The sequence below is a fragment of the Pseudomonas sp. ASL3 genome, assembly GCF_056680425.1.
In genome coordinates this window covers 5,313,374-5,332,624 of the sequence record NZ_CM155281.1, presented here as the reverse complement: position 1 = coordinate 5,332,624, position 19,251 = coordinate 5,313,374, and the positions used below count along the sequence as shown (strand labels likewise).

At 57.0% G+C, this 19,251-nt stretch carries 16 protein-coding genes; 1 reads left to right on the top strand and 15 read right to left on the bottom strand.

All coding sequences use genetic code 11. From position 1 onward, the window contains the following. Positions 1–231: 231 nt before the first annotated feature. From AC1MEE_RS24420 to AC1MEE_RS24390, 7 genes are all read right to left on the bottom strand, one after another. On the bottom strand, positions 232–1,431 hold the full coding sequence (locus tag AC1MEE_RS24420; protein WP_480412075.1) for an RHS repeat-associated core domain-containing protein: 1,200 nt from the start codon (positions 1,429–1,431) through the stop codon (positions 232–234). Next, complete coding sequence (locus AC1MEE_RS24415) at positions 1,428–4,985, bottom strand: RHS repeat domain-containing protein (protein WP_480412074.1); 3,558 nt, start codon at positions 4,983–4,985, stop codon at positions 1,428–1,430. Before AC1MEE_RS24415 ends, AC1MEE_RS24420 begins: the two co-directional genes overlap by 4 nt. Positions 4,986–5,051: 66 nt before the next feature. Then, positions 5,052–6,026: a hypothetical protein gene (locus AC1MEE_RS24410; protein WP_480412073.1), complete on the bottom strand. Its 975-nt coding sequence runs from the start codon at positions 6,024–6,026 to the stop codon at positions 5,052–5,054. A gap of 40 nt (positions 6,027–6,066) precedes the next feature. Then, complete coding sequence (locus AC1MEE_RS24405; protein ID WP_480412072.1) at positions 6,067–6,564, bottom strand: hypothetical protein; 498 nt, start codon at positions 6,562–6,564, stop codon at positions 6,067–6,069. Between the two features lie 385 nt (positions 6,565–6,949). Next, positions 6,950–7,906, bottom strand: a complete 957-nt coding sequence (locus AC1MEE_RS24400) for a sigma 54-interacting transcriptional regulator (RefSeq protein WP_480412071.1) — start codon at positions 7,904–7,906, stop codon at positions 6,950–6,952. Between the two features lie 85 nt (positions 7,907–7,991). Beyond that, entirely contained in the window at positions 7,992–8,573 is a 582-nt protein-coding gene (locus AC1MEE_RS24395) for an alpha/beta hydrolase (protein WP_480412070.1), read from the bottom strand. 499 nt (positions 8,574–9,072) lie between these two features. Further along, positions 9,073–10,146, bottom strand: coding sequence for a fatty acid desaturase (locus AC1MEE_RS24390; protein WP_480412069.1), 1,074 nt, complete (start codon positions 10,144–10,146; stop codon positions 9,073–9,075). A gap of 125 nt (positions 10,147–10,271) precedes the next feature. On the opposite strand from AC1MEE_RS24390, the gene AC1MEE_RS24385 reads away from it, so the two are divergent. Beyond that, the gene (locus tag AC1MEE_RS24385) at positions 10,272–11,279 is read left to right on the top strand and encodes an AraC family transcriptional regulator (protein ID WP_480412068.1); all 1,008 of its coding nucleotides are present in this window, start codon (positions 10,272–10,274) and stop codon (positions 11,277–11,279) included. Positions 11,280–11,381: 102 nt separating this feature from the next. Here AC1MEE_RS24385 and AC1MEE_RS24380 read toward each other — a convergent pair whose 3' ends face one another. The 8 genes from AC1MEE_RS24380 to dibA all read right to left on the bottom strand — a co-directional run bounded on the left by AC1MEE_RS24380 (position 11,382) and on the right by dibA (position 19,127). After that, positions 11,382–12,044 carry a response regulator gene (locus AC1MEE_RS24380; protein WP_480412067.1) on the bottom strand — a complete coding sequence of 221 codons (663 nt, stop codon included), beginning with the start codon at positions 12,042–12,044 and terminating at the stop codon, positions 11,382–11,384. A gap of 38 nt (positions 12,045–12,082) precedes the next feature. Further along, positions 12,083–12,766 carry a Crp/Fnr family transcriptional regulator gene (locus AC1MEE_RS24375; protein ID WP_480412066.1) on the bottom strand — a complete coding sequence of 228 codons (684 nt, stop codon included), beginning with the start codon at positions 12,764–12,766 and terminating at the stop codon, positions 12,083–12,085. Between the two features lie 219 nt (positions 12,767–12,985). Next, a complete protein-coding gene (locus tag AC1MEE_RS24370) occupies positions 12,986–13,975 on the bottom strand; it encodes a sulfate/molybdate ABC transporter ATP-binding protein (RefSeq protein WP_480412065.1) in 990 nt (329 codons plus the stop codon). Between the two features lie 3 nt (positions 13,976–13,978). Further along, entirely contained in the window at positions 13,979–14,851 is an 873-nt protein-coding gene (gene cysW / locus AC1MEE_RS24365; RefSeq protein ID WP_480412064.1) for a sulfate ABC transporter permease subunit CysW, read from the bottom strand. A gap of 13 nt (positions 14,852–14,864) precedes the next feature. After that, positions 14,865–15,683, bottom strand: a complete 819-nt coding sequence (gene cysT, locus AC1MEE_RS24360) for a sulfate ABC transporter permease subunit CysT (protein ID WP_480412063.1) — start codon at positions 15,681–15,683, stop codon at positions 14,865–14,867. 91 nt (positions 15,684–15,774) lie between these two features. Further along, positions 15,775–16,782, bottom strand: a complete 1,008-nt coding sequence (locus tag AC1MEE_RS24355) for a sulfate ABC transporter substrate-binding protein (protein ID WP_480412062.1) — start codon at positions 16,780–16,782, stop codon at positions 15,775–15,777. A 63-nt stretch (positions 16,783–16,845) separates the two neighbouring features. Continuing rightward, a complete protein-coding gene (gene oscA, locus AC1MEE_RS24350; protein ID WP_480412061.1) occupies positions 16,846–17,028 on the bottom strand; it encodes a sulfur starvation response protein OscA in 183 nt (60 codons plus the stop codon). 191 nt (positions 17,029–17,219) lie between these two features. Then, positions 17,220–19,127, bottom strand: coding sequence for a phosphodiesterase DibA (gene dibA, locus AC1MEE_RS24345; RefSeq protein WP_480412060.1), 1,908 nt, complete (start codon positions 19,125–19,127; stop codon positions 17,220–17,222). Positions 19,128–19,251 lie beyond the last annotated feature (124 nt).

Genomic DNA, 19,251 nt, shown 5'->3' with positions numbered 1-19,251 from the left:
CACAAACGACGGCTTATCTATGAATGGCCGCTGACCAAGGTTAAACCTAGTGAATCAGCGGCGTGGAGCGGACATTACCGATTTTTCTTATTCCATGACAATATTTTTTACACGATTGCTTATGCTTTTTTGTGCTGATGGATCGCGTCGCCACTCACTGACGTGCTGCGAGGTGCCTGGCTTGCGGCATCCGGTCACCATGGCGCGTTACGGCTGGCCGTAGGTATTCGCTCAAACGAGTTTGCGAATAAACTCGATACGCTTCTGACCCATCGTCAAGAAATCGGCAATGAACTCGCTGGCGGCGTACTGCAAGCCCTCCTCGGAAGCGGTGTGTACAACCGAGTCCAGAGTGCTTGTGGTCTTGCCCGAATCCTCTTGTTTTGGACCCGTCAGGTACGGAATGACATATTCCTCCAAGCCATCGTATGCCTTGAGGGCATAACCAGCAGCGCTCACGATCTGTTCGGCGTTGCGCAGGCGCTCTTCGATGGCCACCGTGTTTCGCGCCCCGGCGCCAAGTTTGGCCACGCCCATAATACTTTTCAGCGCTTGGCCATTGGTAACTTTCATCGCACCCTGTCGCGCCAAAGTCGTCGTGGCTTCGGCTGCCGTGCGCTCCGCAGCCTTACCCACGCCGCCCTTCACGACACTGAGCCCGATGCCTACATAACCGAGAATCGCACCGGCCTTGGACTCGGGCGCCACCTCCTGAACGATGGTGCTGGCGATGCTGACGACTCCCGCCGCGATATCGATCACGGCCGCTGCTGTGGACAAGGAGATCCCCCCTGCCGCCGCAGGCCCGGTGACGGGTGTCGACGTACCCAGGGAAATGATCGTCACCGCGATCGAGGCCAACGTAATAACGATGCCCAGAATCGATTTCCATGAGAAATGCCCAGAGGGGTCACACAGATTGATCGGGTCACCCAGGCAGTACGCGTACGGGTTTACGCCGCCGGAGCCGAACGGACTCAGGCTGTCCGGGCTGTGAAAGCGCATCAGCACTGGGTTGTAGGCGCGATAGCCGTTACCCAACAGATAACAACCGGTCACCGGGTCGGGCCGCTCACCGTTGAAACCCAACAGACTGTGCAAACCGCCCCCCGTCGAGCGATGGCCGTGGGGCGTGTAGACGTCATCGTGGCGAGCTTTGGATGTGACCGATTGCAACACGCTGCGCTGCTGGTCAGTCCCAAGCAAGGTGTTCTCTACAGTGTTTCCGATGTGCTGGGAGTGGCCGAGCAAATGATTGTCGTGCTGGAAAAAGGTGCAGTGCTGCTCAGCCTGAATCTCTGTGACGATACGACCGTTACTATAAAAAAGCGTGCTTGCCGATTGCCCCGAAGGGTCAATACCCAGCAAGCGGTCCAGCGGGTCGTAGCGGTAGTTGATGAGCGTAGCGGTACGCGCGGTCGGCAGGCTCATGGCTGCACCTCCTCGACTGACGCCAGACGACCCAGTTCATCGTAGACAAGTTGACGACCGCGCTCATCGTTAAGTTGGTGGCCATCGCGGTTGTATTTGAACGACGCTATCTGCCCGGCATAGTCCGGGTGGCTATGGGTCACCCAACTCAGTTGGGTTTTGTCCGGATAGTCGTAGTGATACGTCGCCAGGTTCTCACCGCCGTCGAATATCGTTTTCAACTGACGGATATTGTCCAGTGCATCGAATTCATACACCTGACTCAGAATGAGCTTGCCGCAAGGATCGACCGGTGCGTGCGGGCCAGCGCATTGATAACGTTCGAGACGACCGCGTGCGTCGTATTCATAGGTTTCATCACGCAGGATCACCCCGTGGCGCCTGAGCGTGCGCTGAACCAGCTTGTCGCTCTGATTGAAACGCTGAATCAGCTCCTCAGGCTCGTTATCGCCGACCGTCAGCAGCCGTCGGACTTCACGACCAAAATCGTCATAGTCGAGCCCTGTAGTGAAGGTTCGCTGACTCTGGGTGTCCACCGCTTCGATCCGGCTCACCCTGCCCAGCGTGTCGTACGTGAACGTCGCCCTGATCAACCCTTGCTCCACCTCAGACACTCGGCACAACGCGTCGTACCGGGTGATCTGTTGTTGACCGTTGACATCGGTGTACGTCAACGGCAGGCCGTTAAGCGAATACTGATGGCCGGACTGAAAGCGCGCGGTTCCTTCGGCCAGATGCTCACGCATGAGTTTGCCCGATGGGAAGTAGTCTCGCTGCTGCTGACTGCCAGGGCTCGAAGCCTGGATCAGACCAGCATGAGTACTGTCGTAACGGAATCTTGCAGAGAGATTGTCGTTGCCACTGACGTCTCTTTGAATGACCTGGTTATTCAGCGCTGGCTCGTATTTGAACGCGATGACGTTACCGCTCGATGTCGTCTGCGTCGCGGGATTAGGCTGCGCGCCGTCGAAGGTGAACGTCTCGGTGCGCCCTCCCACCGTCGCACTGGTTATACGCAGTAATCCATCGTAGATCCGCTCGCCAGCCAGGTAATCATTGACCCAGATCCTGGTCGGCAGGTCTTCGACACTGTGCTGAATGTAGTCCTTCTTGATCTGCGTCCCGTCGGGCAATTGAGTGATCAGCAAGCGATCGGCGAAATCATAGGTGAACCGCGTGACGTAGCCTTGCGGATCGGTTTTTTGCACACAGCGCCCTAGACCGTCGTAAAGGTAACGAGTGACGCCATAGGACGTGCCAAAACGATCGAAGCGCTCAACGCTGTCGTTCTTACCGAACACATTTTTCGTCGTCACGGTTTTACCCGCCCCCTCGCGCCATTGGCTTTGCGTGAGCAAAATCGGGTCCTGCCGGTCATGGTTCAGTACGCCGTCCGGGCCGACGCTCGCCGTGCGATTACCCCAGTCGTCATACAGATGTGTGGTGGTCAGAGAGCGAGGCTCGCCGTCCAGCCAGTCGGTGCGGATTTCTTCGACGAGTTGGCCAAGGCCATCATAGTTCGCGCTGTAAACCCCACGCATGGGCTTGTCTTCGCGATCCACCTCCTGGACTTTGACGAACAGCTCACGACTCAACCCATCGAGCCGGGTGAGGGTCGCTGCGCCGCTGGCGTCGACGAACAAGGTTTCCACCGTGTCGCCCAACTTGGCGGCCAAGTGATATTCGTAGGTTTTGAGCGCTTGGTTCGGCGTTTTCGGCGCGACTGTCTCGGCGACCTTTCGTCCGAGTCGATCATAGGCAGTCTCGATCATGACGCCGGAGTGATCCTCATTTCTGATTTCCTGTCCGGTCAACGCATGCTGCCAGGAAGACTTGCGGCTACTGACGCCGCCGTTGCCGTGCAACGTCGTAAGGGTTTTCAACACCCCGTCAGCCAGTTCGTAACGGTAAGTGAATACCGTGTCGATGCCCTGCACGGTCTCGGTCTTACGAGTCACACGACCGAAGAAGGTGCTAGCAGTGTCTCGCTCGTATTGCCGGGTGATCATCATGAACGGTGTACGTTGCTCACCCTGGCCATCTCCCTCAAACACCGACTCCTGCTCCAGCGCGAGAAAGCTGCCCCGCTCAGGACTGGCCGAAGGCAATTCTGTGTAGCGATAGCGAGTGGTCAAGGCCTGCGCAGGGGCTCGATCCGATGCAGGCAGCACGGTTTTCTGCTTGAGCCAGCGAACCTTGCCGAATGCATCCTCCGGACATCCGTCCGACGCACCGATGGGGTAGTACTCGAAAATTTCCGTGATACCTGATGGCGACACCCTCTTGAGTGGGTTGCCGTAATCATCGAACTCGGTGAGTGTGGCTTCCTTGCGCTGGATCTGGCGCGCGGCGGTGTCGTAATAGCGCGTCTCACCGTGCAGGGGAAGCTGGAAGTTCGCAGGCTGTTGATCGAACGTCAGCCCCGGTTTCTCATGGTATTTGGTGTTCTTACTGACCACCTTGCCATTCTGATTGATGGTTTCCGATACCAGCAGATGGAAGCGGTTATAGACCCGTCGGGTCTGCCGTACGATACGTCGACTCGCGCTGCTGCCCAGAATCAGCATTTCGGTTGATTCGTATTGGAAATTGCCTGGCCTCAGATAAAGATTGTCGCCTTCGGCCCGCCACGGTGCATTCGAGCCGTGACCTAGATAGTTGTTTGACGAGTAGGTGTACTCGCGCGTAATCATCGGTTGGTTCGAGCGAGGATAGACCGTGTGGGAAGAAACCGCTGGCAAAGCACTGATCGGCGCCCGCGTAGGCAATCTCAGGGCCGAGGACTTATATTGCAGCCGTTCGATTCCGCCTGTAGGTAACTGCAGCTCGGAAATGAGTCGAATGCCATCAATGGTGCGGTAGTCGAAACGCCAGCGGAGTGAGGTTTTGCTGTCCAGTTGCAGCGTGATTTTCTTCAAGTCGTCATTCTGAATCGACAGCCTGAACCTGAGCGTCTTTTCAGGGCTGTCCGGCCACAATGTAATACCGGCTGATGAACCGCCCTGAGCGTCGACCAGCAGCAGGCGCTGGGTTTCGTCGTGGATTTCACTCAAGTAACGTCGCCCTGCACGAATGCCGTAGGTCAAGCGAATCGCCCGCCCTTCGGCTGAGTAAATCTTCGACACCAGCCACTCATCCCAGCTCAAGCCCGGATTGTTCAGTACTTCGACAATACCGGACTTGTGTTCGATGACCAGATCATTACCCTGTCTCGTTGTTTTGATGTCCCTGATTTTTTTATCGGCAATCGACAGTGCACCGTCAGACACATCGGCCTGGTAGCTCGCCCCCGTGGACAAGTTCAGCTTTCGGGTCTTGCGGCTGTAACTGGACAGTTGCATTGACCAACCGGTCCCGAAACCGATGTTTTCACCTTGCAGGGAGTTGAAGGCCAGTACCAGAGGAAGCGCTGGGCCACTCAAGGCATTGGCTAACAGGTCAGAGACAGAGACGCGACAGCTGTAAGTCCCTGTACGCGGGTCGACACCCGCGCTGATAAAACCAAGAAAATTATAGGCATTGGAGTGCATGCCCGCAGTGGCAGGAGAAGTCATAAATCATCCAATAATTTATCTAATGCTGAATAGCGCCTGGATACCCAGGCGCTATGTGAAGAGAGATCAGAAGAGTTCCAGAAGCTTGCGCCCATTACCTTGGTATCGGAGATTTATCTTGTGCTCGTTACCGTACATGTCTATTGCCGTGATCACGGCTGGGCCTTCAGGTGTATTGACGCCTGGTGTGGCCAGCATTTTATTCCGGCGTACATGTACCACAGCAACGCCACCTGGTTTCTTGAACCTGGACTCCAGCATTTGCGGAGCATCTGCAGGAAAACCGTTGTAAAGAAAAACTGTGCCACCCGGCAGTGTGTAACCGGTGTAACTGCCTCGATTTCGCGGCGCAATGTCGAACCGGTAAATACCCCTGGGGCTTATCGAAAAAGTAAAAGGGTCGAACTCAATATTAATGCCGTTATCGATCAAACTCAGCGGATAATAGTCAACGCCGTCAAACGTCGTTCGGCTATCTGGATCACCGCTGATAACTACACGTTTGAAAGAATAATCAGACGCGGGATAGATTCGAGGTGCAACCGGCTCCAGTGTCATCGAACCATTTTCCATGTCAGGGCTATTTGATCTGAATAGCTTGCCGTCATCACGTTTCAGCTCCAACGCGATCCGCAGTGGCGCCAGGCTGTTAGTACGCACATAGAGGTTCCTGAAGTACCCATGCTCGGCGGGGCCAGACTGGTCAATGGTGGGTGTTCGCGCGCCATTAGCCAATGGATAGAATTTGAAATCCGAGTTGTGGACCAAGGACCAGCGCCACTCATTGCTATTCAGCGGCGAATACGGCGACCCCTCATTGAGCACAGGTTGGTTACCCGAATACTGAATGAGCTTCAGGCTGATCAATTCAGTGTGGCTGAGCGGAACCGCATCCCCGTTCACGTCCACAGCCTGAATCTTGACCAGCAACTTGATCTGTTGTCGACCGTTGGCGTAAAGCTGAGGAGTGCCTGTTGCAGACTGAACAGCGAAAACCTGCAGATTTTCCCATTTGAGATGGGGACTCGATGCATGAGTCATAATTGTCTTCCTTGAAGTTAATTTAAATACTGCGTTGTTATCAGTACGCGCTAAAAGCGACGCACGAGAGTCGACCGTCCAGCCTGCCGGACTTAGGGCTGCCATACGTTTCCAGATGGGCCTCCACCAGTTCGCCATTACTTCCATTGTGTTCGAACTGCGGAAGTGAGGTCATATTCAGCTCGTCATCTTTCCCGCCCGTAATCAGGTACTGGTGCGTGGACTGTTTATGACTGCAATTCCCGGCATTCATGAACGTAACGACCGTGCCTGGCTGACCGCCAGTGATGCTGAAAAAATAGTACTCATCATTTTTGCAGCCGTAGCGACCGCCGTTCTGACGCAAGGAAAAAGAACCCATTTGCATGGGAATTTGACACGTATTCGGGTCATTGATGCCCTTCTTGCCGAATAACTTGAGCGTTCCGATTTTACCCGAACCCGATTCAGTCGAACCGGTCTCTTCTGCGAAGGCAGCGCCGGTCATTCCCAACATCAATACCCCAGTGACAGTGACACCCTTTAAAAAACGTTTCATGCAGGTAACCTCATCAAGCAATAGATCTATTGCTCGATACCGAATAAATTGACTGAAATTAATTATTGGAGAAATGCAGACACTTCGGCGACTTCACCGCGAACTAGCGTCATTGATTAAAATACCCGACAGCTGCGCTTCTCGAAAACCAGACTGATTCAAACTTTCAAGTCTGTCTAGCGGAGGAAATGAAAAGTCATACACCGCCGGCTTAGCGGCTAACTTATTCAAAATTCAATACGAACTTGATAGTTAATCGTCAGCGCATTCGGCTTTTGGTTTGTAAGATCGCTCGCCTATCACTGACGGTATTTTCGATACCATCTTTTGGACGAAAAAAAACGCTGCATCCCATCAAGAACTGCAGCGTCGGTAAAACAAGGCTTTATACGCTATGCGGGGACTGGTCCAAACGAAGAGTTACGATTTCCAGCAGACGCTTCAGTGCAAAGAGTTGGTCAACCTTTGCATCGCCGAGCAGCCGCTGGACCTGTTGTTCAATCTGCACCAGCGGTGTTGCGCTGTCGGGTAAGTTGAGGTGCTCGGGGAGAATTTCATCGCCACTGCTGACCAGCAGCGCGAAGTGAATGACGTTTTCCAGTTCACGGGTATTGCCCGGCCAGCTGTGCGATTCCAGTACCTGCTGCGCGGCCTCACTGATCAGCGGCACCGGCAGGCTCAAACGCTGGCTGTAGATGCCAAGAAAGTATTCGGCCAATGACAGAATATCGCCCACCCGCTCGCGCAACGCGGGCAAGTCCAGTCGACCTTCGCTCAGGTAGTGATACAGCCGCTCGTTGAATTTCCCGACCGCGACGGCTTGCGCCAGGTCAATGCTGGTCGCCGCCACCAGACGCACGTCCACTGGACTGGGTTGCTGGGCACCGACGCGGGTCACTTCGTGGTTTTCCAACGCCGAAAGCAGCTTGACCTGGATCGGCAACGGCAAATCACCAATCTCATCCAGGTACAAGGTGCCGCCATTGGCCGAGCCGAACCACCCTGCCCGACTGCTGGCCGAGCCGCTGTGGGCGCCTGCGGCGTAACCGAACAATTCGGCATCGGCATAGGTCGGGCTGATCGCCCCGCAGTTCACTGACACGAATAAACCTGCGCGGTCACTGGCGCGATGAATATGCCGGGCCAGCAGTTCCTTGCCACTGCCGGTCTCGCCACGGATGAGTACCGACAACGATCGCGGCGCGAGTTGCTCCAGCTCTTCGCGCAACTGGCGCGAACGCGGGTCGACGAACACCAGGGCTTTGGCGCGGATACTCAGCGGGCTTTTTTCCGCATCAGGGAAGGTCAATAACGGCTGACCGAAGGTTTCATGCAGGCTCATGGCAAACTCCCACCCGAGCCCTTGCGACGACTCAAGCGTTAAAAAATAGACAGTAGGGCCAAATGGCCCGACGAAGAAAATGAATTCAAGCGCGACGCCGAGCCTGCTGTTCCATTCGATTTTGCAGGCGGTACAAATAGGCGAAGCCCTGCTCCCAACGCTGATGTCCGGACTTGACGTTGATATGCCCGGCCCCACTGAGAATGCCCGCTTCGGCGCCCCAGTTGCGCGCCAGCTCCAGCGCACGCTGAGTGCTGACCGCCGCATCGTTGTCCGAGCTGACCACCTGGGTCGGGAACGGCAGCAGATGCGTGGGAATTGGCGCGAAATTGCGCAAAGCTGGCGAGCAGTTCGGCCGTTCGACATCCGCCGGTGCCACCAGCAAGGCGCCGCGTACCTGACGCAGCGACTGCAAAGGCGCGAGTTCGGCCCAATGCGCAACCGTAATGCAACCCAGGCTATGAGCGATCAGGATCACTGGCGTGCTGTCAGCGGCAATGCTGCGCTGCAACTCACCCACCCAGTCCTCACGGCGTGGCTTGAGCCAGTCGGCCTGCTCCACGCGCGCGCTGTTGGGCAAACTGTTCTGCCAATGCGTCTGCCAATGGTCGTCAGGCGACCCTTGCCAGCCTGGCACAATCAGATAGCGGATCGACTCGTTACGCATGGGATGCGCCTCCTGCCTGTTTGCGTTCATGGGCAAAGTATAGGGAAGCGGCATATATTCGTTAAGGAATAAGAAGCTATTTGTTAAGACCCAAAATGAATATAGACATTAGATAAACTGTAGGAGCTGCCGAAGGCTGCGATAAGGTCCGGAGGACCTTCAGAGGTCTCAAGAGCGCGACCGGTTCCCGGTCGATCGCAGCCTTCGGCAGCTCCTACGGGGATTTGCGATACATGAATCGCTGAATAAAAAAAGGGCCGCCCCCTGTCGAAGGAGCGACCCATAAAAAACCTGTGAAATCGAGCCTACACATACCCTGTTACAGACACATGACTTGGCCGTCATCACCGAGGGACGAATGATTGGCATGAGTGGCTTATTTCTTAAAGTAATTTTTAACGTTATATATAGACCTTAATTGAATAAGTAAAACCGTGTTAAGCCATTCGCAGGCAAGCCTGCTCCCACAGGTTATAAGTGATCCATTGTGGGAGCAGTATCAGACCCGCGCTGGACTCACACCCTGCGCCGCCGATTCTTCCTTCACCGTAAACCGATTCGCCCGGCTAAAGGTGCCGAAATCATTGAACCGCACGCCCATTTCCGCCATCACTTTGTGCGCGACCGAGCGGGTCATCTGACGGATATAGAAGGGTTCCTTGACCACGAAATGGTGAATGCCGTGGGTGCTGCCGAAGTTGAAACAGAACGCCTGCAGTGGCCACATCCACCATGGGTTGAGGACCTGGCATTGCTGCATCACATTGCCCAATTGCACATCCCCGTAGTAGTGCATGTTGGAGCTGACGAAGTGCAGGCAAAAGGTGCGCAACACGTTCGGGCCGACCAGCACCACCACGGCGATGTTGACCATCTGCATCACTGCCAGCGTATTGGCCGACCAGTCAATCGGTGCGCCCAGCAGACTGGCGACGCCGTTGGCCGCATGGAAGCCAAGAAACACATACCAGGTTCCCCAGTTGAGCAAGGCCAATGGCGCGTAAACCCTCAACGTGCGCTTGAGGATGGTGAACTTGTGGGTCCAGGTTTTCGCACGGAGCATGCGAATCAGCGACGACATGACGTTATCGCCCACCATCAACAGCCGGGCGATGCCCCAAGGCTCGCCATTGGTGATGGCGCGTTCTTCCATGTCGGTTTCGGTGCCGGAGACCTTGTGGTGATTGAGGTGCAGATGGCGCCTGATCCATGGATTGATGGTACTCGGGCGTGCCATCCAGACCAGCGCCAGCATCAGGTTGTGCGGGATGCGCTGCTTGCGGAAATACATGCTGTGGATCAGGTCATGTTCCAGCTCGTGGGTCAGTGAGGCGAAAAAGGCATTGAGCAGCAGGCAGACCCACCAGGCCATGTAACCGCCGATGTATAGCGTGGCGCTGGCGAGCATGCCGCTCAGGGCGAAGGCCAGGATACCGACGCCGATGGCGTCCTGATGCTTGAGAATCGGATAGCGTTTACGCAGCTCATCGCCGCGCGCCATCACGACCGCGCGAATATGCGCTGATCGCTGTTGCGCATTGAGTCTCTCGGGACTTGCAGAAGTGCCTTGCATGCTTCCATCCTCTTGTATTGAGTAAGGGTTATCAAAGGGGCTATTGATGGATGACACAGTGCGCCAGCGCGCCCGACGCCGCCCGGCCGCAAACGCCAACCTGTTGACCGCACGCGCCAACCTGCATGTCTGAACCGAGCATTCTCGCCAGTTGGACCCGCGCCCTGTGCAAGCAACTGGACGCCTTGGGCCTCGACAGCGCTGAGCTGTGCCAGGCTGCCGGGCTCGATCCGCAGTTGATGGACAATCCCAACGCGCGTTACCCGGTGACGGCGACCACCAGGTTCTGGCAGTTGGCAGTGCAGGCCAGTGGCGACCCGGCGATTGGTTTGCGGGTGTCGCGCTTCGTCAGCCCGACTACGTTCCATGCGCTGGGTTATGCGCTGGTGGCCAGCGGCACGTTGCATGAGGTGTTCGAGCGCATCGTGCGTTATCACCAGGTCGTCAGCGATGCTCTGACGCTCGATCTGCGCCAGACAGGCGAGCGCTATCAGTTTCGCTTTCGCATCCCCGAGGGCAGCCCGGCACCCGCCGACGAGGCAATTGATGCATTTGCCGCCATCTACGTGCGTACCTGCCGCAACCGCCTGGGCCGCGATTACGCGCCGCTGGCGGTCTACCTGCAACGCGCCGAACCGCTGGACCCGCAGCCCTGGCATGAGGTGTTCCGCGCGCCGATATTTTTCGCCGCCAAGGAGAACCTGCTGGAGTTTGCCTGTGCCGACTTCGACAGCCCGTTGGAGGACGGCAACCCGGAACTGGCCGAACACAATGAAGCCGTACTCAAGCGCACCCTCGAACAACTTCAGCCGTTGACGTGGGAACGCCGGGTCCGCGCAGCCATCGAAGCGCAATTGCCCGATGGCGAGCCGTCGGCCGAGTACATCGCCCAAACCCTGCACATGAGCCTGCGCAGCCTGCAACGCCATCTCGCCGATGAAGGCTTCCGCTATGACTTGCTGCTCAATCAGTGCCGCCAGAACCTCGCGATGCAACACATGCGCGACCCGCGCAGCTCACTGAGCGAGATCGCCTATTTGCTGGGCTTTGCCGATACCAGCAGCTTCAGCCGCGCGTTCAAACGCTGGACCGGGCAGACGCCGAGTCAGTATCGGCAGGGGTTGGGGGAATAGACCGCGTCAGGCCATTCGCAGGCAAGCCTGCTCCCACAGGGTCCTTTGTGGGAGCAGGCTTGCAACTACGCGTCCCGCTGCGAAAGCGTCAGTAGAGGTCCATCAGTCTTCCAGCACTGCCAACTGATAACCCGCACCCCCCAAGGTATGAATCAGTTTCGGCAAATAGCGCTCATCGATCTTCGAGCGCAGGCGATGGATGGCGATTTCGACTTTATGCGTGTCGTTGTTGAAGACCTGCGAGGCGATCAACGAACGTGAAATCACTTCATTCTGGCGGCTGGCCAGCAACTGCAGCAGTTCAAACTCCTGATCGCTCAAGGAGATCCGTTGCCCACCGCGGCTGACCCGCTGACGGGTCACGTCGATTTCCAGATCGGCAATGGCGTAGCTGTCGGCAGTCCCGGTCGGCCCACGTCGCAACAGGGTACGCACCCGCGCCAGCAACTCGTCGAAGGTGAACGGCTTGAGCAAGTAATCATCGGCACCCAGTTCCAGCCCGCGCAGGCGGTCTTCCATGGAGTCGCGGGCGGTCAGGAACAGCACCGGCGTGGTCCCGCGCTGGCGGATCAATTGCAGCAGTTGCCAACCATTGAGGCCCGGCAACATGACGTCGAGGATGATCAGGTCATACGTTTGCTCTTCAACGAAATGACGGCCGGCCAGACCATTAAGCGCGACGTCCACTACAAAACCCGACTCGCCCAGTCCCCTGGCCAGAAGATTGGCAGTACTGGCATCGTATTCCACTAACAGCAAACGCATGGTGCACCTCGATTTATCGTGCCTCTAGGCTAGGCCGATTAAGTGGCCGCCGCACGCAGTTTATCCAGATCGAGGATTCTGATTTCGGTCTCCCCCAGACTCAATACACCCCGTGCCTGCAAATCCCTCAGGACGCTGTGCACGGTTGGCCTGGAGATCAACAACCACCGCGCCAACTGCGTCGCCGGCAACTCGATCACCTGTGGCGAGTGATTGATTGCGCCATAGCCTTGCGCGATCAGCAGCAAGCAAAAGGCCACGCGGGCGGCGGTGGGTAACTGGCTGTGGCCTTCCAGTTGCTCGTTACTCAAGGGCAGCTTCTGCTTCAGCAATGAGGCGAACTGGCGCCGATACACCGGCTGCTTTTCCAGCAGATGTGCCAGGACCGTTTGTGGCACCTGCAACACAATACTGTGGGCATGGGAAAACGCATTCTGAGTACGCGGCAGGCCGTCGAACAATGACACCTCGCCAAACCAGTAAGGCAACTCAATCGACGACGGCAAAGTCGGTTTTATCTGCTCGTTGCTCTCACCTACCCGAATGATCCCTTCAACCACTGCATACAACCCACACGGCGCATCGCCGCATCGGAATAAATTTTTACCCGGCGTCAGCCGCCGCAGCTTCGCGGCACCGATCAGGCTATCCTGCAAATCCGCGGGAAGATTGCTGAACCAATGCCCAGTGACCAGTCGCGAACGCCATACCGCTCCATTCATGTGAACTCCTTGATTACACCTCGTCAAATCCCGAGGCATGATCATCGCTTCACAGGAGGAATGGCAATGAAAAGGCGGTGGTTTGACTGGCCTCTTCGCAGCGGGACGCGTAGTTGCAAGCCTCACACACAGGCTTTGCGAACACCGCTATCTCTGTGGGAGCAGGCTTGCCTGCGAAGAAATTGATGCGGTGCGCCTGACACACCGCATCAAGCAAATTTAAATATCCGCCAGTTGCTGCCAAACCTTGGGCTTGAAGAACAGGGTCTCGCCGCGCGCCAGGCCGATCAGGCTGTCGTGATCTTTCACCACTTCAGCTTCGATCAACTCACTCTGGCCTTCGACTTTCAAGGTCACGCGAGTGGTGGCGCCCAATGGGCGGATATCACGGACTTCAGCTGCGTGATGGTCTTCCAGCTCATGCCGCGACAGTGACACTTCATGCGGACGGAACAATACGTGGTGGTCCTCGCCCAAGTGCAGGCGGTTGGAGTCGCCGAGGAAGTGATAGACGAAATCGCTGGCCGGGTTTTCATACACGTCGCCCGGTGAGCCGATCTGTTCGATCACGCCCTTGTTCATCACCACGATGCGGTCGGCCACTTCCATGGCTTCTTCCTGGTCGTGGGTCACAAACACCGAGGTCAGGTTGATGTCTTCGTGCAGGCGCGCCAGCCAGCGACGCAGCTCTTTACGGACCTTGGCATCCAGTGCGCCGAACGGTTCGTCGAGCAGCAACACTTTCGGCTCTACCGCCAACGCCCGGGCCAGGGCGATACGCTGACGCTGACCACCGGAAAGCTGCTCCGGGTAACGGTCGGACAACCAGTCCAATTGCACCATGTTCAGCAATTCGTGAACCTTGACCGCGATCTGGCTTTCGCTTGGGCGCTGGTTTTTCGGTTTCATGCGCAAGCCGAACGCGACGTTGTCGAACACCGTCATGTGGCGAAACAACGCGTAATGCTGGAACACGAACCCGACATTGCGATCACGCACATCGTGCCCGGAGACGTCTTCACCGTGGAACACGATGCTGCCCTGATCCGGGGTTTCCAGGCCGGCAATGATGCGCAGCAAGGTGGTTTTACCGCAGCCTGACGGACCGAGCAACGCGACCAGTTCGCCACTCTGAATGTTCAGATTGATGGCGTCCAGAGCCTTGAAGGCGTGGAAATTCTTACTGACGTTACGGACTTCGATCGACATGAATTATTCCTCCGCCGCACTTTGGCGCAGACGGGTAATGCGCGATTCACTCCACTGCTTGAGCAGCAGAATGAACAGCGCCAGGATCAGCAACAGACTCGCCACGGCAAACGCTGCGACGTGGTTGTATTCGTTGTAGAGGATCTCGACGTGCAGCGGCAAGGTATTGGTGACGCCGCGGATGTGCCCGGAAACCACCGAGACCGCGCCGAATTCACCCATGGCCCGGGCAGTACACAGCACCACGCCATAGATCAGACCCCATTTGATGTTCGGCACCGTGACGTGCCAGAACATCTGCCAACCGTTGGCGCCCAGCAGCCGCGCCGCCTCCTCTTCTTGCGTGCCTTGCTCCTGCATCAGCGGGATCAGCTCCCGAGCGACGAAAGGCACGGTGACGAAAATGGTCGCCAGCACGATGCCCGGCAAGGCGAACACGATCTGGATGTCGTGATCCTGTAACCACGGCCCGAACAGGCCTTGAGCGCCGAACATCAGCACGTAGACCAGACCGGCGATCACCGGCGAAACCGAGAACGGCAGGTCGATCAGCGTCACCAGCATACTTTTGCCACGGAACGAGTACTTGCTCACGCACCAGGCAGCGCTGACGCCGAACACCACGTTGAGCGGCACCGAAATCACCACGGCGATCACCGTGAGCTTGAGCGCCGACAAGGCGTCCGGCTCAAAGATCGCGGTAAAAAAAGCACCCAGACCGTTTTTCAACCCCTGAGACACCACGATAAACAGCGGCAGTGCCAGGAACAGGACGAAGACCAGCCAGCCCAGACCGATAAAAACCCGACGGGAGACCGCACTGCCACGCCGTGCGGCATTGGCTGCGGAGGCGGCGATAAGCGTTGAATTGGACATGCTGTGCGCCTCCTTAAGGGGTTTCGATGCGGCGCTGCAACAAGTTGATCAGCAGCAGCAGAATGAAAGAAACCACCAGCATCATTACGCCGATGGAGGTAGCGCCGGTGTAGTCGTATTGGTCGAGTTTGACCATGATCAGCAGCGGCAGGATCTCGGTCTTCATCGGCATGTTGCCGGCGATGAAAATCACCGAACCATACTCACCGACGCCACGGGCAAAGGCCAGGGCGAACCCGGTCAGCCACGCGGGCAGCAAAGCCGGTACCAGAATATAGCGGAACACCTGCAACGGTCTGGCGCCCAGGCAGGCGGCAGCCTCTTCGACTTCGCGCGGGATGTCGGCCAACACCGGTTGCACCGTACGCACCACGAACGGCAGGGTGACGAAGGTCAGTGCCAGGGTGATGCCGATCGGGGTGTAAGCGATTTTGAAGCCCATGTCGGCGGCGAACTGCCCCACCAGACCTGTGGGCGCGTACAACGCAGTCAGGGCGATACCGGCGACAGCAGTCGGCAGCGCAAACGGCAGGTCGATCATCGCATCGATGATCTTGCGGCCGGGGAAGGTGTACCGCACCAACACCCAGGCCAGCAGCGTGCCGATCACGCCGTTGATGATGGCGGCATAGAACGCGGTGCCAAAACTCAACTTCAGGGCGGCAATCACACGCGGTGCGGTGACGATGGCCCAGAATTGATCCCAGGTCAGCTGCGAGGCATGTATGAACATGGCCGACAGCGGAATAAGCACAATCAAGCTGAGGTACACCAAGGTGTAGCCCAGCGTCAGCCCGAAGCCGGGTATGACAGGGGAGATACGACGCGACATAAAAGTCCTTGGTTAACGCACGAAGCCCGGAAACGAATCCGGGCCGAAGGCCAAACGAGGCGACCCGCTTTTCAGCGTATCGCCTCACAGGTTATTGCGCCTGGTAGATCTGGTCGAACACGCCGCCATCATTGAAGAATTTCGGTTGCGCCGCTTTCCAGCCGCCGAAGTCTTTGTCGATAGTCACCAACTCCAGTTTCGGGAACTGCCTGGCGTATTCGGCAGCGACCTTCGCGTCACGTGGACGGTAGAAGTTTTTCGCCGCGATTTCCTGACCGGCCGGACTGTACAGGTGTTCCAGGTAGGCTTTGGCGACTTCGCTGTTACCTTTTTTGTCAGCGTTCTTGTCGACGACAGCCACTGGTGGCTCAGCCAGAATCGACAACGATGGCACGACAATCTCGAACTTGTCGGCGCCACCTTCTTCTTTCAACGCCAGGAACGCTTCGTTTTCCCAGGCCAGCAACACGTCGCCCTGACCGTTGTTGACGAAGGTGATGGTCGAACCGCGAGCACCGGTGTCCAGCACTGGAACGTGCTTGAACAAGGTCTGCACGTATTCCTGGGCCTTGGCTTCGCTTCCACCGGCCTTCAGGCCGTAGGCCCAGGCGGCGAGAAAGTTCCAGCGAGCGCCACCCGAGGTTTTCGGGTTTGGCGTGATCACGGAGACGTCTTTCTTGATCAGATCGCCCCAGTCCTTGATGCCTTTCGGGTTGCCCTTGCGCACCAGGAACACGATGGTCGAGGTGTAGGGCGTGCTGGCATTCGGCAGGCGGGTTTGCCAGTTCTCGGGCAAGCTCTTGCCAATCCTGGCGATTTCGTCGATGTCGCCGGCCAGGGCCAGGGTCACCACGTCAGCGCGCAGACCGTCGATCACCGCACGCCCCTGCTTGCCCGAACCGCCATGGGATTGCTGGATTTTGACGTTGTCGTCTGCGTGGGTTTTCTTCCAGAAACTGACGAACTCAGCGTTGTAATCCTGATACAGCTCGCGCGTCGGATCGTAAGACACGTTGAGCAGCTCGATGTCCTTGGCAACGGCGGAACCCGCAAAGACAGCACTGGCGAGAGCGGCCAAGGCAAAACGGCGAATAGACATGGGTGAAGCTCCTGAACAATTCTTTTTTGGGTTAAGCGCAACGCTCCTGCATGTCTGCAAAATTCAGCCCGGCTTGTTGCTCGGTGTCTGCAAACGGAATTTTTCTTTGCGCTCGATCTGAACCACTTGCGCGTTGTGCACCGTGATTTCCACCGCACCGAAGCGCAGGTCACGCAATGCACTCTGGATTTCGCGCAAAATGCTTGCCTCATCCTGGCCGTCAACGCTACGTAGAGATGCGCTCATGGTGCTGCTCCTTTAAGAGGTGCCTGCAGTAGCGATTCGTGGGCGACTGCTTGTGGCGTGAGGGTGATCTTAAAGAGGCGCAGTTATTCTTAAAAATACTGTTTAAGAATGCAGATATAACTAAAAAGAATTTAGAGGTTTTGCCTGCGCTGGAGCGCATTGCGCAGCTCCAACGCCTTTTATTCCGGCGCTTAGCGCAACGGCAAATTAAGCTGGTCCGCCGGCTGCGGACGGCCAAACAAATACCCCTGGCTCATCTCGCAATGGTTTTCCAGGAGAAAATCCGCCTGATCGGCGCGCTCTATGCCTTCGGCCAGCACGTGCATGCCTAACGCTTGCCCGAGGGCGATGATCACCCGGACGATGGCGACGTCGTCTTCGTCATGGGGCAAACCGGCGACAAAACCCTGATCGATTTTCAGTTTTTGCACCGGCATGCGCTTGAGCCGCAATAGCGACGAATAGCCCGTGCCGAAATCATCAATGGCCAACCGCAGGCCCAGTTCACGCAGACGATGCAGCTGCTCAATGGCCATTTCCGGGTCTTCCATCACCGCGCTTTCGGTGACTTCCAGTTCCAGAAACGCCGGATCGAGCCCGGTTTCGCGCAAAACCTGCGCCACCTGCTGGTACAGATCACTGTGACTGAACAACCGGCTGGAGACATTCACGGCGACGAAATCAAGGTCACCCCCGGCCTCCCGCCACTGACACATCTGCTGGCAGGCGCGCTTCAACACCCAGGCGTCGATATCGGCGATCAAGCCGCTCTGCTCGGCAATCGGGATGAACTCACCCGGCGACACCAGTCCACGCTGCGGATGCTGCCAGCGCACCAGCGCTTCGACCCCGAGCATACGGCCGCTGGAGAGATCGTGAACCGGCTGATAAAACACCCGCAGCTCCTCACACTCGATAGCGCGACGCAGCTCGCTGGCCAGTTCGACCCGTTGCTGGGCGTGTGCGGTCAGCTCTTCGGTGTATAAGGCATACCCTTCCCGGCCTTCGTTTTTGGCCTTGAACAGCGCCGAGTCGGCGTTGCGCAACAGTTGCTCGGCATTCAGGGCGTCATCGGGAAACAGGCTGATGCCGACACTGGCACTGATAAACAGCTGATGGCCCTCACACACGAACGGCTCTTTCAAGCCATCAATCACCCGCTGGGCCAGTGCGGCGGCCTGCATCACCTGCTGACAGTTCTCAGCCAACACGGCGAATTCATCACCCCCGAGTCGAGCCAGGGTAATGCCGTTGCCGAACAGGGTGTTCAGCCGCCCGGCGACAATTTTGAGCACCTGATCACCGACGTTATGCCCAAGGCTGTCGTTGATGTTTTTAAAGTGATCCAGATCGATCAGCAATAATGCACAGCCGCGCTTGTTGGCCTGGGCATTAGTCAGGGCTTGCCCGGTACGGTCGGTGAACAGCAGGCGATTGGGCAGGTCGGTCAAGGAGTCGTAATGCGCCAGATGCGCCAGTTCGCGCTGCGAGCGCTTGATCGCGGAGATGTCGGAAAACACTGCCACGTATTGGCTGAGTGCGCCGCGATCATCCTTGATGCTGCGGATGCTTTGCCATTGCGGGTAAATTTCGCCGCTTTTGCGCCGGTTCCAGATTTCTCCGCTCCATTGGCCGCTGCTGTGCAACGTCTGAAACATTACCTGGTAGAACGCGAGCCCATGACGACCGGACTTGAACTTGCTCGGGTTCAGCCCGAGCACTTCCTCCTGCTGATAACCGGTGATTTCCATAAAGGCCCGGTTCACATGGACGATCAAACCCTGCGAGTCGGTGACCAGAACGCCTTCGCGGGTGCTGTCGAACACGACCGCCGCCTGGCGCAGGCGCTCCTGATCCTGTTTTTGCTGCCCCAACCGGGTACCCACACCCATAACGCCCAGCCATCGGGCACGCACAAAAAAGATCATTACGGCGCTGAAAACCAGCCACACGTAACCACTGATCAGTTGCCAGCGGGCCAAACCAGCCGGATCGTCGACCAGCCACGGGAGCAAAATGTCGCTGAGCTCTAGCCACAGAATCGACAGCAGTGCGTAAACAAGGGCCGTGCGCAACGCATCGCGAGAAAAAACTGACATAAGAAAACGGAAGTCCTTACGAAATGCGAGGATTATAGGATAGAAACATTCAGCGACTCTTATCTAAAAGTGAGACTGGTTTTATCTGGTGGCTTAGTGATAATGCGCGTTGCCGCTTTTTTAT

Coding starts and splice junctions, on each gene's coding strand:
- AC1MEE_RS24420 (WP_480412075.1), bottom strand. CDS start 1,431: ATGAGCCTGCCGACCGCGCGTACCGCTACGCTCATCAACTACCGCTAC.
- AC1MEE_RS24415 (WP_480412074.1), bottom strand. CDS start 4,985: ATGACTTCTCCTGCCACTGCGGGCATGCACTCCAATGCCTATAATTTT.
- AC1MEE_RS24410 (WP_480412073.1), bottom strand. CDS start 6,026: ATGACTCATGCATCGAGTCCCCATCTCAAATGGGAAAATCTGCAGGTT.
- AC1MEE_RS24405 (WP_480412072.1), bottom strand. CDS start 6,564: ATGAAACGTTTTTTAAAGGGTGTCACTGTCACTGGGGTATTGATGTTG.
- AC1MEE_RS24400 (WP_480412071.1), bottom strand. CDS start 7,906: ATGAGCCTGCATGAAACCTTCGGTCAGCCGTTATTGACCTTCCCTGAT.
- AC1MEE_RS24395 (WP_480412070.1), bottom strand. CDS start 8,573: ATGCGTAACGAGTCGATCCGCTATCTGATTGTGCCAGGCTGGCAAGGG.
- AC1MEE_RS24390 (WP_480412069.1), bottom strand. CDS start 10,146: ATGCAAGGCACTTCTGCAAGTCCCGAGAGACTCAATGCGCAACAGCGA.
- AC1MEE_RS24385 (WP_480412068.1), top strand. CDS start 10,272: ATGTCTGAACCGAGCATTCTCGCCAGTTGGACCCGCGCCCTGTGCAAG.
- AC1MEE_RS24380 (WP_480412067.1), bottom strand. CDS start 12,044: ATGCGTTTGCTGTTAGTGGAATACGATGCCAGTACTGCCAATCTTCTG.
- AC1MEE_RS24375 (WP_480412066.1), bottom strand. CDS start 12,766: ATGAATGGAGCGGTATGGCGTTCGCGACTGGTCACTGGGCATTGGTTC.
- AC1MEE_RS24370 (WP_480412065.1), bottom strand. CDS start 13,975: ATGTCGATCGAAGTCCGTAACGTCAGTAAGAATTTCCACGCCTTCAAG.
- cysW (WP_480412064.1), bottom strand. CDS start 14,851: ATGTCCAATTCAACGCTTATCGCCGCCTCCGCAGCCAATGCCGCACGG.
- cysT (WP_480412063.1), bottom strand. CDS start 15,683: ATGTCGCGTCGTATCTCCCCTGTCATACCCGGCTTCGGGCTGACGCTG.
- AC1MEE_RS24355 (WP_480412062.1), bottom strand. CDS start 16,782: ATGTCTATTCGCCGTTTTGCCTTGGCCGCTCTCGCCAGTGCTGTCTTT.
- oscA (WP_480412061.1), bottom strand. CDS start 17,028: ATGAGCGCATCTCTACGTAGCGTTGACGGCCAGGATGAGGCAAGCATT.
- dibA (WP_480412060.1), bottom strand. CDS start 19,127: ATGTCAGTTTTTTCTCGCGATGCGTTGCGCACGGCCCTTGTTTACGCA.